The 14,687-nt window shown below is 68.7% G+C and carries 14 protein-coding genes; 8 read left to right on the plus strand and 6 right to left on the minus strand.

All coding sequences use genetic code 11. The features are described from left to right. The first annotated feature begins 56 nt into the window (after positions 1-56). The 4 genes from ectA to thpD are packed head-to-tail and all read left to right on the plus strand — an operon-like array spanning position 57 to position 3,246. Positions 57-635: a diaminobutyrate acetyltransferase gene (gene ectA, locus CRP45_RS03665; RefSeq protein WP_097243765.1), complete on the plus strand. Its 579-nt coding sequence runs from the start codon at positions 57-59 to the stop codon at positions 633-635. Beyond that, a complete protein-coding gene (gene ectB / locus CRP45_RS03670; protein WP_097243766.1) occupies positions 632-1,942 on the plus strand; it encodes a diaminobutyrate--2-oxoglutarate transaminase in 1,311 nt (436 codons plus the stop codon). Before ectA ends, ectB begins: the two co-directional genes overlap by 4 nt. Next, positions 1,939-2,334: an ectoine synthase gene (locus CRP45_RS03675; RefSeq protein WP_097243767.1), complete on the plus strand. Its 396-nt coding sequence runs from the start codon at positions 1,939-1,941 to the stop codon at positions 2,332-2,334. Before ectB ends, CRP45_RS03675 begins: the two co-directional genes overlap by 4 nt. An 18-nt stretch (positions 2,335-2,352) precedes the next feature. Continuing rightward, positions 2,353-3,246, plus strand: a complete 894-nt coding sequence (thpD, locus tag CRP45_RS03680; protein WP_301315471.1) for an ectoine hydroxylase — start codon at positions 2,353-2,355, stop codon at positions 3,244-3,246. A 138-nt stretch (positions 3,247-3,384) separates the two neighbouring features. Here thpD and CRP45_RS03685 read toward each other — a convergent pair whose 3' ends face one another. After that, positions 3,385-4,602, minus strand: coding sequence for a hypothetical protein (locus tag CRP45_RS03685; RefSeq protein ID WP_097243768.1), 1,218 nt, complete (start codon positions 4,600-4,602; stop codon positions 3,385-3,387). Then, positions 4,602-4,823 carry a hypothetical protein gene (locus tag CRP45_RS03690; protein WP_097243769.1) on the minus strand — a complete coding sequence of 74 codons (222 nt, stop codon included), beginning with the start codon at positions 4,821-4,823 and terminating at the stop codon, positions 4,602-4,604. The genes CRP45_RS03685 and CRP45_RS03690 overlap by 1 nt, the downstream gene beginning before the upstream one ends. A gap of 237 nt (positions 4,824-5,060) precedes the next feature. On the opposite strand from CRP45_RS03690, the gene CRP45_RS03695 reads away from it, so the two are divergent. After that, a complete protein-coding gene (locus CRP45_RS03695) occupies positions 5,061-7,112 on the plus strand; it encodes an AMP-binding protein (RefSeq protein WP_425436910.1) in 2,052 nt (683 codons plus the stop codon). Here CRP45_RS03695 and CRP45_RS03700 read toward each other — a convergent pair whose 3' ends face one another. Continuing rightward, positions 7,113-9,365: a serine/threonine-protein kinase gene (locus tag CRP45_RS03700; protein ID WP_097243770.1), complete on the minus strand. Its 2,253-nt coding sequence runs from the start codon at positions 9,363-9,365 to the stop codon at positions 7,113-7,115. A gap of 148 nt (positions 9,366-9,513) precedes the next feature. Then, positions 9,514-10,326 carry a 23S ribosomal RNA methyltransferase Erm gene (gene erm, locus CRP45_RS03705; protein ID WP_097243771.1) on the minus strand — a complete coding sequence of 271 codons (813 nt, stop codon included), beginning with the start codon at positions 10,324-10,326 and terminating at the stop codon, positions 9,514-9,516. Between the two features lie 330 nt (positions 10,327-10,656). Between erm and CRP45_RS34170 the strand changes: the two genes are divergently transcribed. Next, on the plus strand, positions 10,657-10,767 hold the full coding sequence (locus tag CRP45_RS34170) for an NADAR family protein (protein ID WP_143861317.1): 111 nt from the start codon (positions 10,657-10,659) through the stop codon (positions 10,765-10,767). Here CRP45_RS34170 and CRP45_RS03710 read toward each other — a convergent pair. Beyond that, entirely contained in the window at positions 10,761-11,912 is a 1,152-nt protein-coding gene (locus CRP45_RS03710) for an SEL1-like repeat protein (protein WP_097243772.1), read from the minus strand. The genes CRP45_RS34170 and CRP45_RS03710 overlap by 7 nt on opposite strands. Before the next feature lie 390 nt (positions 11,913-12,302). Here CRP45_RS03710 and CRP45_RS03715 point away from each other — a divergent pair, with 390 nt between their 5' ends. Both CRP45_RS03715 and CRP45_RS03720 read left to right on the plus strand, forming a co-directional pair. After that, positions 12,303-13,382 (plus strand): NAD(P)H-dependent amine dehydrogenase family protein, encoded by a 1,080-nt coding sequence (locus CRP45_RS03715; protein ID WP_097243773.1) that lies wholly within the window; start codon positions 12,303-12,305, stop codon positions 13,380-13,382. Further along, entirely contained in the window at positions 13,379-13,861 is a 483-nt protein-coding gene (locus CRP45_RS03720; RefSeq protein ID WP_067777980.1) for a carboxymuconolactone decarboxylase family protein, read from the plus strand. Before CRP45_RS03715 ends, CRP45_RS03720 begins: the two co-directional genes overlap by 4 nt. A 7-nt stretch (positions 13,862-13,868) precedes the next feature. Here the strand turns inward: CRP45_RS03720 and CRP45_RS03725 are convergent, their stop codons facing one another. Next, on the minus strand, positions 13,869-14,561 hold the full coding sequence (locus CRP45_RS03725; RefSeq protein ID WP_097243774.1) for a hypothetical protein: 693 nt from the start codon (positions 14,559-14,561) through the stop codon (positions 13,869-13,871). Positions 14,562-14,687 lie beyond the last annotated feature (126 nt).

Genomic DNA, 14,687 nt, shown 5'->3' on the forward strand with positions numbered 1-14,687 from the left:
GCTCAAAGTTGGTTCGTAAGCCTGGATAAGTACTGCAGACCCGACCTGGGAGTTGTATGTCACTGCCAACCTTGTCCACGGAAACGATCGATCGCGCCGATACGGCGTGGCGCAGATCCGACCGCATCGGCGCTCCACTCCTGCGCCCGCCGAAGCTGGGCGACGCCGCCCAGATCTGGCGGATCGCGAAGGATTCGCACGTGCTCGACACCAACTCGAGCTACGCGTACCTGCTGTGGTGTCGGGATTTCCCCGGCACGACGGTGGTCGCCGAGGTGGACGGCAGGGTCGTCGGCTTCGTCATCGGCTACCTGCGACCGCAGGCTCCGGACACCGTATTCGTCTGGCAGGTGGCGGTTTCGCACAGCGAGCGTGGCCGTGGCACCGGCACCGCGCTCATCGAGCACCTGCTCGACACCGTCGCCCCGCACGGGGTCACGGCGCTGGAAACCACCATCTCGCCGGACAATCCCGCCTCGGTCGCGATGTTCGCGGCGGTGGCCCGCCGTCGCGGCGCGCGAATGACCAAGCGCCCTTTGTTCGATCCTGGCGTCTTCCCCGACAACCACGCCGCAGAAGACCTCTATCGCATCGCGCCGACCGCGCAGCGAAAGCCTGAGAAGGAGCTTCGATGATCACCGCCGAAACCACCGTCTTCGAGTCGCTCGAGTCGAACGTGCGCGGCTACTGCCGCGCCTGGCCGACCGTGTTCACCACCGCGAAGGGCGCCTGGCTGCGCGACGAGGAAGGCAAGGACTACCTCGACTTCTTCGCGGGCGCCGGCGCGCTGAACTACGGCCACAACAACCCGATCCTCAAGCAGCCGCTGCTGGACTACATCGCGAGCGACGGCATCACGCACGGCCTTGACATGTCCACCGCGGCCAAGCGCAAGCTGCTGGAAACCCTGCGCGATACGGTCTTCGCGCCGCGCGACCTGGACTACAAGGTCCAGTTCCCCGGCCCGACCGGCGCCAACGCCGTCGAGGCGGCGCTCAAGCTGGCCCGCAAGGTGACCGGCCGGGAAACCATCCTCAGCTTCACCAACGCCTTCCACGGCATGACCCTCGGCGCACTGTCGGTGACCGGCAATGCCGCCAAGCGCGCGGGCGCGGGTGTGCCGCTGGTGCACGCGGCGCACATGCCCTACGACGGCTATTTCGACAACACCACCGCCGACTTCCAGTGGATGGAGCGAGTGCTCGACGACACCTCCTCGGGCTTCGACCGTCCCGCCGCGGTCATCGTCGAGACCGTGCAGGGTGAGGGCGGCGTGAATGTCGCTCGCGCCGAATGGCTTCGGCACCTCGCGAAGCTGTGCGAGGAGCGCGAGATCCTGCTGATCGTCGACGACGTTCAGATGGGCTGCGGCCGGACGGGCCCGTTCTTCTCCTTCGAGGTCGCCGGCATCACCCCCGACATCGTGACGCTGTCGAAGTCCATCGGCGGCTACGGATTGCCCATGGCCCTTGTGCTTTTCAAGTCCGAGCTGGACCAGTGGGCGCCCGGCGAGCACAACGGCACCTTCCGCGGCAACAACCCCGCCTTCGTCACCGCGCAGACGGCGCTGCAGCACTACTGGTCCGACGACACGCTCGAGCGTGCCACCTACGCCAAGGGCGAGCGCATCGCGACGGCGCTCGGCGAGGCGGCCGCGCACTTCCCCGGCCTGTCCACCCGCGGCCGCGGCCTGGTGCACGGCATCGCCTTCGACGATCCGTCGCAGGCGGGCAAGGTCTGCCAGGTGGCCTTCGAGCGCGGCCTGCTGGTGGAGACCTCCGGTTCCACCGACGAGGTGGTGAAGCTGTTGCCGCCGTTGACGATCAGCGACGAGGAGCTCGACCACGGCCTGCAGCTGCTCACCGGCGCCATCGACACGGTGTGCACCGGCTGGGGCCGCCTGCACCACCGCGGCCCGGCGGAGGGCGGTGAGCTCCAGTGATCGTGCGCAGCACCGCGGAGATCACCGGCACCGAACGTGACGTCGCCGGCGAGGGCTGGCGCAGCAAGCGGATCGTGCTCGGCGGCGACGGCGTCGGTTTCTCCTTCCACGAGACCACCATCGAGGCCGGAACCGTGCACGAGTTCCACTACCGCCACCACGTGGAGGCGGTGTGGTTGCTCGAGGGCGAGGGCACGCTCACGGACCTGGACAACGACGTCACCTACGAGCTCGGCCCCGGTTCCATGTACCTGCTCGACGGCAACGAACGTCACCGGCTCGAGGTGCGCAGCACCATGCGGATGATGTGCGTGTTCAACCCGCCGGTCACCGGGCAGGAGGTTCACGACAGCAACGGCGTCTACCCGCTGATCGCGGCGCCGATCGGCTGAAAGGAGCGGCGAGAAGTGTTGCCACAGACCATCGAGCGCGACGAGGTCGAGCGCATCGATCGGTACCCCACCCGAACCGGTGCGCGCGCACGGCACATCGAGCGACCCGACCCCACCGTGTGGGGGACGATCGAGGCCGAGGAGCTGGCCACCTTCGATCGCGACGGATTCGCGGTCGTCGAGGACCTGCTCAGCGCCGACGAAGTGGCCCTGTTCGGCGCCGAGATCGGCAGGCTCGCCGCCGATCCGGCGCTGGCCGACGACGACCGGCTCATCGTGGAGAAGGCGTCGCGGCGCGTCCGGTCCATCTTCGAGGTGCACAAGCTCAGCGACGCGGTCGCCGAGTTGGTGCGCGAATCGCGGGTGGCCGGGCTGGCCAGGCAGGTGCTCGGCTCGGATGTCTATCTGCATCAGACGCGGATCAACTACATGCCCGGTTTTCGCGGCACGGGGTTCTACTGGCACTCGGATTTCGAGACCTGGCACGCCGAGGACGGCATGCCGAGCCCGCGCGCGGTGAGCCTGTCGATCGCGTTGACCGACAACCATCCGGTCAACGGGAGTCTGATGGTGATGCCCGGCTCGCACCGCACCTTCGTGCCGTGCCAGGGCAGCACGCCCGCCGAGCACTACCGGGAGTCGTTGCAGGAGCAGGAGATCGGCGTTCCCACCACCGATGACATCGCGACCCTCGCGAGCAAGCACGGCATCGTGCAGTTCACCGGTCGGGCGGGGTCGGCGTTGCTGTTCGACTCGAACATCATGCACGGCTCGTCCAACAACATCACCCCCTTCCCGCGCTCGAACATCTTCCTGGTGTTCAACAGCGTGGAGAACACGCTGGAGGAACCGTTCGCCGCGCCGGGACGGCGACCCAGCTACATCGGCAGCCGGGATTTCACGCCCGTGTAGCCGGTGACATGGCGCCGCGGTGTGTGATGTCGGGTCGGCACCGCGGCGGGATCCCGCACAGCGACGTGCGGGATTTCGATACCGTGCCGTGCGTGTCCCTCATGGGATGCGCACGGCGCGGTGTTGTGTGGGACGGCGTCAGCCGTAGATGTTCATGGTGACCGTCAGCGTGGCGAGGCGGGTGTCCAGGCGCAGTTCGCTGACCCGCCGTTCGAGGGTCTCGCGGTCCGCGAGAGGCAGTTTCGCCCACTCCTCGCCGAGGCGGGTCTGTGTTTCACCGTCGATCTCGGCCAGTATCCGCAGCAGCGCGGGCCACAGCCGGGCCTCGGTGACGAGCGCGGGCAACTCTCCGAGCACCGCCGACTCGAACAGTCGCCTGCCCCACCGACGCGTCCTCTCGGTGTCGGCGCGCTCCAGCAGATTCACCAGTCCGCGCAGTGTCGCCGGCTCCGGCCGTTCAGCGGTCGCCGCCACCAGCGCCGACATGACGCCGTGGTCGGCGGTCACCGGATTGGCGGCCAGCGTGTCCAGCGCCGAAGGGCCGAGATGCCCGACCAGCGTGAGCAATTCGCGGATCGCGCCCGCCTCGACCGCGACCCGGACGAGGTCACCGTTCTGCTCGACGGTTCCGACATCGATGAGGATGTCGCCAAGCGCGGCGATCACGTCCTCGTCGCAGCGCGCGAAGACCGAGAGCGCCGTCAGCCGCAGCTCCGCGGAACCGGACAGCAGGGTCGCGGCAAGGCGCGGGATGCGTTGCGCAGGACCGTGCAACATCTGCCGGATGACGGCGCTGATGCTCGCGCTCGAGTACGCGTAGGCTGCCGAGCGGATCATGCCCTCGTCGTCGTGCACGCCCGCCTCGACCGCACGGATGAGCGCGGGCGTGGCGTAGGCGAGGAACGGACCCGCGGTGACGTAGTCGCCCCGGCGCAGCAGCTCGTTGGTGATCGCGACGACCGGCCCCGGCGGTGCGACATCGGCAAGTTCGCCGACCGTGCGCGGATCCAGGTACGGCGCGCAGTCGGCGGCGTAGGAGACGTCCAGCATGCCGAGCGCCTCGGCGGCCTTCTTCGGATGCTCGACGCCCACCGCGCCCGCGGCGCGGCCCGCCATCATCGGCGGCACCATGCGCTGGACAAGCGGTAGCGAAATGCTCAGCGGGATCACCGGAACCAGCATGCCGACGCGGCGGAAGGTGGCCGTGTGCTCGTCGAAGACCCGGCGTGCGATGCGTTGTTGCAGTTCGTGCAGCCTTGCGGCGCCCAGCTTTTCGAGGTGCGCGAGACGTTCGGCGGGGACGTGCAGCGTGCGGGCGAGCAGGACGAGCTGAGCCCTGGTGACCAGGTCGGTCATCAGCCGAGCCGGTTTCCGAACATGATCTTCTTCGCCGCCGTCCGCAGCGGCCACGGCAGCGCGCCGATCACCGCGTCCACGGAGTCGGCGAGGGTTGCGGTCTCGGTGCGCAGCGCGGCGTCGACCGTCGCGGCGAGTTCGTCGATCTCCGGCTCGGTGAGCAGATCGAGGGCCGCGAACGGTCCACCCAATTCGTGCTCCAGGTGGGCTCTGGCGGTCATCTATTCTCCCGTCGTGCGGCCCCCTCGACCGCAGTGGGCCGCGAAGGCTTTTCTCGATCACATTGTGCAGGTCCGCACGGAATGCGGGACGGATTCCCATAATTGGACGTTTGACCGGAAAGTCACCGGCGCGTCCGGCGGAATCGACCGGGCCTTGACCTAACTGTTACCTGTCGGTACAAATACGTGATCACGCCGACCCGCGCACACGGGTGGGCCGGACAGAAATGCACACAGTTGGTTACCGATGTCATCACCGTAGATGCCGAGTACGCAGTCGACCGCACGGCACTGTGGGATCTGCTCACCGAGACGCAGACCTACGCGCGAATGTTCCAGGGGGTCGGATCCTGTGAGCGCGCCGAAACATCAGAAACGCAAACCATTCTGATAGTTCGCGCCGGTGGGCCCGACACCGAGATCACGGTACCGCCCATTCATCTGGTTGTCGCGCGGGAACGCGAAATTCTCGAATTCCAATGTCCGGGCGCGGGCGGATTCGCCTCGGTTCGCTTGCGCGGCAACAAAGAACGCACCAGAGTGACCGTGACCTACGTCGGTCTCGGGCGGGTGCATCCGAGCATCGCCGCGTTCGACAAATCGGCGGTGATCGCCTGGACGAGCGCCGGATTGGACCGGATCGCCGACGCGGTGCGCGGTGCGCCGACCTCGGTGCTGGTCAACGGCGAGGATTCCCCGGCACGGTTGCAGATCGGCGTCGCGCGCCAGCTGGTCAGCACGGGAGTGGTGCGCAGCTACCGCCCCGACCGCGGGCTGAAACAGCTGGGCGGACTGGCCAAATGGGGCTTCACCCTGGCGGGCGGCTACGCGGCCGCCGCGGCGTACACCCCGCAGCGGCCCGCGCTCATCGACGCCCGCACCACCTACAGTTTCGCCGAAGTGCACAGCCGCACCCATCGGCTGGCCGGTGCGCTGGTGGCGCTGGGCATGGGGGAGGGCAGCGCGATCGGGGTGCTCTCGCGCAACAGCGCCGCGATGGTGGAGTGCATGGTCGCCGCGGGCAAGGTCGGCGTCGACGCCTTGCTGCTGAACACGGGGCTTTCCGCGCGCCAGATTCGGGAGGTGATCGAGAAGCACGAGCTGGCCGCGGTATTCCGCGACGACGAGTTCGAGCCGCTGCTGCGCTCGATATCGCCTGAGCTGCCGCGCTACTCCACCTCCGACCCGTACCAGGGCGGTCCGGCGACGGTCGACGATCTGGTCGCCTGGGACACTCCGCCCTTCACCAGACCCGCCCAACCCGGCCGCCTGATCGTGCTGACCTCCGGCACCAGCGGCACACCGAAGAGCGCACGACGACCGCAGCCCAAGGGTTTCGGCACCGTCGCCGCCCTGCTCTCGCGCATCCCGTTCCGGATGGACGAGACGATGCTGCTGCCCGCGCCGCTGTTTCACACCTGGGGTCTGGCCGCCTTGCAGATCAGCACGCCGATCCGGGCGAGCGTGCTGCTCACCGAACGTTTCGACGCCGAGGAATGTCTGCGCCTGATCGAGCAGTACCGGGTCAGCGCGATGGTCGTGGTCCCGGTGATGGTGAACCGGATCCTCGACCTGCCCGCGCACGTGCGCGCCCGCTACGACACCTCCAGCCTGCGGATCGTCGCCAGCTGCGGTGCGCCACTGGATGGTTCGGCGGTGCTGCGGTTCATGGACGACTTCGGTGACGTTCTCTACAACGTCTACGGCTCCACCGAGGTGTCCTGGGCCACGATCGCCGATCCCGCCGACCTGCGCGCAGCGCCGACCACCGCGGGCCGCCCACCGCTCGGTACGAAGGTCGCGGTACTCGACCCGGATCTGCGTCCGGTGCCGCGCGGGGTGACCGGCCGCATCTTCGTCAACAACCACATGCTCTTCGACGGCTACACCGATGCCGCGCCGCCCACCGAAGCGGGCGACATGCTCGACACCGGCGATCTCGGCTACGTCGATGCCGACGGCCTGCTGTACGTCGCGGGCCGCGACGACGAGATGATCATCTCCGGCGGCGAGAACGTCTTCCCGCGCCCGGTCGAGGAGGCGCTGCTGCGCTTACCGCAGGTCAGCGAGGTCGCCGTGATCGGCGTGCCGGACCGCGAATTCGGGCAGCGGCTCGCGGCGTTCGTGGTCACCAGGGACGGTTCCCGAATGGATCGCGAAATGGTGCGCGATTACATCCGGCACCGGCTCAGCCGCTTCTCGGTGCCGCGCGACGTGACGTTCCTCGAGGCGCTGCCCCGCAACGCGACGGGCAAGATCGTCAAGCGCGCACTCGTCCGGCCCGGCTGATCACCGCGCGACGATGCGCTCCAGCGCGGCCAGATCCTTCTCCAGCATGCGGAACAACCAGTACACGCCGACGAAGGCCGCGGCGCTGCCGACACACAGCACCCGCAGCGCCACGATGACCGACGGAATGTCCTCGGCGGGAATGAAGGTCGCGCCCGCGACGCCGAGCAGCGGCACCGCGGCGGCGATGGCGAGGAAGTACGTGCTGCGCCGGTCCAGTTGCTCGAGCTGGGTGGCGTCCGCGATGCCGAGTCCGCCGTGCGGCAGGAACCTCGGATACAAGCCGCGCACCGCGTAGAAGCTGACCAGGAAGTACGGGTAGGCCATCGCGATGGCGCCGCACACGATCTGGGTGATGAAGAAGTGCAGGTAGGCCTCCGCGCTGAGCTGACTGCCCGAGGCCTGGACCGTCACCGGGACGACGATGCCGGACAACACCCACAGCCCGAAGCAGGTCAGCACGTTGCGCAGGGCGAGTTGCAAAGTGTCCGAACGCGCTTTGGCGAGCCGAGCGGCGTCGTACTCGCGTCCTCTTTGCAGTCCGAAGGCGATCGGCAACAGATCGGCGATGAGCACGTTGGTGACGATGAAGCCGATCAGGAAGCACAAACCGTAGGCGTTCAGCGCGATCTGGCGGAACTGGTCCTGGGCGTTCTCGTCCAGTTTGTCGATGATCAGCGTCCGGTTGTGCTGGTAGCTGTACCAGATGGCGAACCAGTTGGGGACGCCGATCGCGCCCGCCATGACCGGAATCATCAGCTGCCAGGCACGCGACCGCCAGCTGCCGGGAGGCGGATCGACCAGGTCGCGGGCGCGGGCGTCCAGGCAGACGCCCAGTTGCTGGGCCATTTCCGCACCGGACGCCCAGCGCCGGTCGGGATCGGGTTCGAGGGCGCGCACCAGCGCGCGGCGCAGCGCGGCGGGGCAATCCGGCGGCAGGTCCTCGTAGGGCAGCGCGTCCGAGCCCGCCGCGCGGCGATCCAGCATGCCGTCCAGAGTGGTGCGGTCGCCGCCGGTCACCGCGTCGTCGTGGAACGGTTTGTGCCCGGTCAGCAGCTCCCACAGCACAACGGCGAGCGAGTACAGGTCGCTGCGGGTGTCGAGATCGGCGGCAGTGGCCTGCTTGTCGGGATGCACCGCCGCCAGCTGCTCCGGTGACATGTACGCCAGCGAACCGCCGAAATAGGCCACCGGGCTCGCGCCGGACACGTTGCCGCTGAAGCTGATGTTGAAGTCGGCGAGCTTCGGGATGCCTTCCGCGGTGAGCAGAACGTTGGCGGGTTTGATGTCGCGGTGCAGCACGCCCCGCCGGCCCGCGTAGTCGAGCGCTTCGGCCAGTCGGCGGCCGAGCCAGGCGATGGTCTCCGGCCACGACAGGGTGGCCAGCTCGGTGCGCACCGATGACTCGACCGGCGTGATCTCGCCCTTGTCCGCCAGCACCGCGTCGACGACCTCGAGCAGCAGCGCTCCGCTGCGCTCGCCGGGCGGCGTCGCGCGCACCCGCTCCAGCACCGAGAACAGCGTGCCGCCCGGCACGTACTGCATGTACAGCAGGCGCAGGTGGCGGTCCGGTAGTACGCGCTGGTCGAAGACCCGAACGATGTACTCGTGGTCGAGCTGGGCCAGCGTCTGCGGCTCGGCGCCCTTGTCGTGCGAGATCTTCACCGCGACCAACCGCTGCATGGACCGCTGCCTGGCCAGGAACACCCGGGCGAAGGCGCCGCGGCCGAGGCTGGTCATCAGGTCGAAGTCGTCGATGCGCTGGCCGACGTCGACATCGTCGAGGCGGACCGGTTCGGTGGCCGCGGTCAGCATGGTGCTGTGGTAGTCGTCGGTCGCCAGCATCTCCGAAAGCTCTTGGGCCTGTGCGGGATACGCGGCGGTGTACTCGCCGACCTGCACCGAGCCGCCCGCCTGCCTTCGCACGTGGAACTCCTCGTAGATGAGATCCGGCGGCAACGGCCAGGTGCTCAGCTCGGGTAGTTCCTCGACGTATTCGGCGAGTCGCTTGGGTTCGGTGTTGCGCGACCACCTGTTGACGAGGTCGACCTTGATCAGCTCGATCAACGACACCCGGCGGATGGCGGGGGAGTCGGGCAGGAAGGCGGGCAGGTCCGGCGGTGTCGGCGCGTCCCGCCACGCTTCCTCGAACCGCGCGACCACCTCCGCGACCCCGGTACCGCGCCCGGCCGCGGCGGGCGACGAGCCCGTTGCGACCGTCGCCCCCGGTACAGGTGTAGCGGGGTGCGCCATGTGCGCATACTAACGCCGGGGCGGGGCGCTGATTCGCGCATTCTGGAACGAGATCGACTTGGTCGGGCGGCCCTTCCCAGAAAACCGACCGCGTGGTACCTCGAGCGACCTGCAAGCCTCTGCGAGCCGCTCGACGGCATAGCCCGCGTCAGGACAGCGATTTGTAGAGCGCGATCCAGCGATCCGGGTCCACGGTTCCCACCGGTTGGTCGGCGGGCACGCCCGCGCTTCGGCACGCCGCACGCACCCGACGGGCCGGAAACTCCGACGCCAGGGATGCCGCCAGCGACCCGCCGACGCCGGAGAAGCCCAGTTCCACCAAGCGCCGGTAGCCGCGCAGGGCCTCCTTCGCGAGCAGCGGCCGCGACCGGTTGCGCAGGTGCAGCACCGCCGAGTCGACCCGCGGGACGGGACGGAAGCGGGTGCGGTCGACGCGCGGACCCATCGCGAACTCGGTGGTCGGCCAGTGTGTGACGGCCAGCTTGCTCCAGCGGCCGTAGTCGCCGGAGTGCTTGCGGGCGAACTCCCATTGGGTCAGCAGGGTCGCCGAGGTCATATGCCGCGCGGCGAGGCACCAGCGGACGATGTCGGTGGTGCTGGCGTACGGGATGTTGGCGACGACCGCGAACGGCTCGCGCGGCGGTGTCACCGACCGGAAGTCCGCATGGAAGCAGCGGACCGTCGCGTCGCCCGCGTAGCGCTTGCGCAGCAGCGCCGCGTAGCGCGGGTCGATCTCGTAGGCCAGCACGCGACCGGCCGCGGCGGCCAGCTGACGCGTCAGCATCCCCGCGCCGGGGCCGATCTCTAGCACGAGGTCCTCCGGGCCGACGCCCGACGCGTGCACCAGCAGTCGGGCGGTGCCCGTGTCGACGAGGAAGTTCTGGCTCAGCCGCTTGCGCGGACCGACGCCGGAATGGCCACGCGCGTCGTGGGCGCGCGGCAGGAAATGATTGCGGGACATGGGTGTCCTCCGAACGGAGTGGCCGAATCAGGAAAGGTGATTCGCCCGGACCCATGCCAGGGCACAGTCGACGGACCGCGGACGCGGTCGTCGGGCGGCGCGTGCTCAGCCCGAAAGAGCGGGCTCGGCTCGGCGCCGAAGAAGCCGGATCGAAGTGATGCCGGAGCGGTGCGCTGGCTAGGCCCAGGCCTCCGCGCGCAGCCGAATGAAGTACGCGCCCACCGCGCACGCTCCGTTGATGCCTGGACCTCCCATGGCCGCCAACCTAGCGATCCACCCGGACCCGGTGCCACTTCTTTTTCGCGGCCCGGCCGCGAGGAATCGAATGGCGTGCCCAGCGCCGATCATCCGGACCTGATCGAACCGACGCGCTGGCACGGAGCCAACCCGCTCGGTTTCGCGCTGACGCGGGTGCGGGAGGAACTCGAAGCGGTTCAGTAGGGCCCGACGGGCTGGCCCGCTTCGGCGGCCCGCTCGTCGGCGGCGCGTGCGCGCCACATTCGCGCTTCCGCGTGATCACCGCGCCGGTCGAGGAGTTCGGCGAGCCCGGCCATCGCGCGCAGGTCGCGTAGTTCGGCGGCCATGCGCCACCAGCCCTCGGCGCCCGCGAGATCACCGCGCCGGAACAACACGACGCCTAGGTCGTATCCGGCGCCGGGGTGCCCGGCCGAGGCCGCCTGCGCCCACAGTCCGCAGGCCTGCTCTTCTTCGCCGCGGCCGAACATGGCGACGCCGAGATCGTAGAGCGCGCCGCGATATCCGGTCTCCGCGCCGCGTTCGACGGGCCGCTGTTCGCCGAGTTCACCGACCGAAGGCGCGACGGTATCGGCCCCGGTCGACCATCCACCATTCTGTTCGGCGGACGCGTCCGTTCCCGCTTCCGGCGCGGCCGTCGGCGAATACGCCTGCGCCGCAGCGGTTGTGGCGCTCCTCGGGGCGGCGCCTGCGGGAGACGACGTCGCGGCGTATCCGGCCGGCGCGCCGTTGGGGTACGGCGGCGAGCTCGGCGTCGCGGCGGTCGGCGCTTCGGTGTTCGTAATCGTTTCTGCCACAGGTTCTTTCGGGGTAGCGACAACGGGAGCGGCCGCGGTGCCGAGACCGACGACCAGGTTGGCGAAGTTCGGCGGACCCTCGCCGACGCTGCACCACAGCGCGATCCGGCCGTCCGGCGTGTCCTCGATGAGGATGCCGTAGTTGCCCATCCACGAGCGCTGCACGCCGGACTGATCCACCCAGACGGGCGTGAGCGTGAACAGCGCGTCGGGGCCGGTGGGCGTGAGGGTGACGGTGGTGCCGCGGGCGAGCGCGTCGCTCCACACGTCGATGCCCGCGAGCCGGCGTCCTTCGAGGTCGATGTAGCCACCGACCACCGAGAGACCGATTCCGTGCCCGCGTAGTCCGGCGGGCGGCGCCGCGGACAGCAGCGTCATGCTGAGCAGCGTGGTGGTACGCCCGAACTGCTCGGTGTACATCGGATAGACCATGCTGCCGTTCCAGCGGATCGGGTCGGCGGACTTGTAGAGCGCGGCGAGAGGGAGGTCGGGGGCCGAATTCTGGGCATGCCACTTCGAATACGGCTCGTTCATATGCTGGCGTCCCGCCTTCCCGCCGGATGCTCGTCCTACGTCTGCGCCTCGCGGCGGGCTATACCGTACTAGTCGCGCGGGCCGTCGGCGGTCCAATACGGGGCAGATCAGGCATCCCGCGCAGGACTGTTACGAAGATGAGTTCTTTGCCCGCTCCGAAAGGGATTTCGGGTGCGCGGGAAGGGTCGAAATATGTGTAACTTACAGTTACATGTAACCCAGGGTTACAGCTAATTTCTCTTCGATTCGAAGATGCCGAACGGCGAATGCGCGCCCACGGGGCGGCGACTAGCGCTCACGTTACCCTACGAGACCCGATCCCGCCCACCGAAGTGAGGGCGATCTCGTCAACCCCCGGACACCGAACCAAGCGCTTGCTACGCTCGCGCGATGATCCCCACGATCGTCTGGGGCACCGGCAATGTCGGCCGTGCCGCCATCCGTGCCGTCGATGCCCATCCGGCGCTGGATCTCACCGGCGTGCTCGTCCACGATCCCGCCAAGGTCGGGCGCGACGCGGGCGCGCTCGCCGAACTCGACCGCGAGCTGGGCATCGCGGCCACCGACGACATCGACGCGATCCTCGCGGCTCGTCCGCGCGCCGTCGTCTACGCCGCCTCGGGCGACATCCGTCCCGCCGAAGCCCTCGCCGACATCGTGCGCGCCATCCGCGCGGGCGCGGTCGTGGTCACTCCGGCGCTCTACGCGCTCTACGACCCGCGAAGCGCGCCAACGGAATTGCGCGAACCCGTGCTCGCCGCCATCGACGAGGGCGGCGGTTCGCTGTTCGTGTCCGGCGTCGATCCCGGCTGGGGCAACGATGTGCTGCCGCTGCTGATCAGCGGCCTCGCGAGCACCGTGGACGTGGTGCGCTGCCAGGAGATCTTCGACTACACCACCTACGACCAGCCCGACTCGGTGCGCTACCTGGTCGGCATGGGCCAGCCGATGGACTACCAACCGCCGATGCTCGCCCCGACGGTGCCGACCATGGTGTGGGGCGGGCAGGTTCGGCTGATGGCCCGCGCGCTCGGGGTTGAACTCGACGAGATCCGCGAGACCCTGGACCGGCGCGCGCTGGAGACCACTGTGCGGACGGCGAAGATGGGCGAGTTCGCCGAAGGCACCCAGGGCGCGGTGCGTTTCGCGGTGCAGGGCATCGTCGACGGGGAACCGCGCATCGTCGTCGAGCACGTCACCCGCATCCACGCCTCGTGCGCGCCGGACTGGCCGACACCGCCCGACGGTGACGGCGCGCACCGGGTGATCATCGAGGGCCGCCCGCGCATCGAGGTGACGGTCGAGGCCACCGACGAGGGCGGCAATCGCTCCGCGGGCGGCAACGCCACGGCGGTGGGCAGGTTGGTCGGCGCGATCGACTGGCTGGTGGCCGCCGAGCCAGGACTCTACGACGCACTCGACGTCCCGCTGCGCCCAGCGGTCGGCAAACTCGGAAGGAAGAACCCATGATCGTCGACGTTCCCCAGGGCAAGGATCCCATCGGCTACGTGTGGGGCGAGATGGTCCCCGGCATCGGGATCGCCGCGTCCGGCTTCTCGCTCGCGGTGTACGAACACAGCACGCTCGGCCTGCGCGAGTTCGAGGCCGCCCGGCTGCGCATCGCCCAGATCAACGGCTGTGTGTTCTGCCTGGATTGGCGCACCGAGCGCGACGGCGTGAAGGTCGAGGAGGAGTTCGCCGACGCGGTGACCGCGTGGCGCACCACCGACGCCTTCGACGAACGCACCAGGCTCGCAGCCGAATACGCCGAACGCTACGCCACCGACCACCACAACCTGGACGAGGAATTCTGGGCACGGATGAAGGCGCACTACAGCCAGACCGAGATCGTGGAGCTCAGCATGAGCATCGGTTCCTGGCTGGCGTTCGGTCGGCTGAATCACGTGCTCGGCCTGGACACCGCCTGCGTGCTGCCCGGCCACTCCTGATTCCGGGCTATTTTTCTTCGCGAATCCATTCCACCCGGTCCAGCGTCGACCAGTCGTCGTTGGCCCACTCCCAGATCAACCGCGCGACGAGGCCGGAATCCGAGAACGCCGCCGCGAAGAAATGGTCGGTGTGCGCGCTGTCGTGGATTTCCAGCGTGTAGGCCATCGACCCGTCGCGATAGGTCTGAATGAAGGTCTCCCGATCGTCGGGGCGGCTGACGATCAGAAACGGTGTGGCCGCGAGCTGGGCGAGGTTGGTAATCCAGGACAGCAGTTGGCTTTTCGTCATCGATCGGTAGCTGCGCTCACCACCGATATCGACGTCGACGACCCGAAATCCCGGGGCAGGGGTGAGGGTGCGCTGCCGCCCGTCGTAGAGCTCGTAGTCGAAGCCGGTGATCAGGTCCTCGAGCAGCTGCCGCACCGGCCCCGCCGCGTAATCCACCGCCGAGCCCCTGGTCCGGCGCCGATCCAAATCGTCGGCGGCCGTGACCCGCACCGCGTCGCCCGCCGCCTCGATCCGCACGGCGGCGTGCGGCCGCGAGGCCGGGAGTGCCGCGTTCCACGCCGCCAACCCGGCGAGCACCACGATCCGTAGATCGTCGTCGACGGGCCGCCCCTGCTGCGATCGGAAATAGGACGGCACTTCCACCGCCGATGCGACGACCCCCGCGGGTACGACGACGTACTCGTAACTCACGCAACCAAACTAGCCGCGCCGCGCCGCCGACGCACCCCCGTCGATATCCGAAATACGCCTAGCCACAAACTTTTACACGTTTTTAGGCGCTGCGGAAAGTTCGCTCACCCTGCCGTTAACGATCGG

Origin of the sequence: Nocardia amikacinitolerans (genome assembly GCF_900215415.1) — a bacterium.
Lineage (GTDB): Bacteria > Actinomycetota > Actinomycetes > Mycobacteriales > Mycobacteriaceae > Nocardia > Nocardia amikacinitolerans.

What these genes read in the sequence shown, in the direction of transcription:
- ectA (WP_097243765.1), top strand. Translation starts at nt 57, where the DNA reads ATGTCACTGCCAACCTTGTCCACGGAAACGATCGATCGCGCCGATACG.
- ectB (WP_097243766.1), top strand. Translation starts at nt 632, where the DNA reads ATGATCACCGCCGAAACCACCGTCTTCGAGTCGCTCGAGTCGAACGTG.
- CRP45_RS03685 (WP_097243768.1), bottom strand. Translation starts at nt 4,602, where the DNA reads ATGACCGACCTGGTCACCAGGGCTCAGCTCGTCCTGCTCGCCCGCACG.
- CRP45_RS03690 (WP_097243769.1), bottom strand. Translation starts at nt 4,823, where the DNA reads ATGACCGCCAGAGCCCACCTGGAGCACGAATTGGGTGGACCGTTCGCG.
- CRP45_RS03700 (WP_097243770.1), bottom strand. Translation starts at nt 9,365, where the DNA reads ATGGCGCACCCCGCTACACCTGTACCGGGGGCGACGGTCGCAACGGGC.
- erm (WP_097243771.1), bottom strand. Translation starts at nt 10,326, where the DNA reads ATGTCCCGCAATCATTTCCTGCCGCGCGCCCACGACGCGCGTGGCCAT.
- CRP45_RS03710 (WP_097243772.1), bottom strand. Translation starts at nt 11,912, where the DNA reads ATGAACGAGCCGTATTCGAAGTGGCATGCCCAGAATTCGGCCCCCGAC.
- CRP45_RS03715 (WP_097243773.1), top strand. Translation starts at nt 12,303, where the DNA reads ATGATCCCCACGATCGTCTGGGGCACCGGCAATGTCGGCCGTGCCGCC.
- CRP45_RS03720 (WP_067777980.1), top strand. Translation starts at nt 13,379, where the DNA reads ATGATCGTCGACGTTCCCCAGGGCAAGGATCCCATCGGCTACGTGTGG.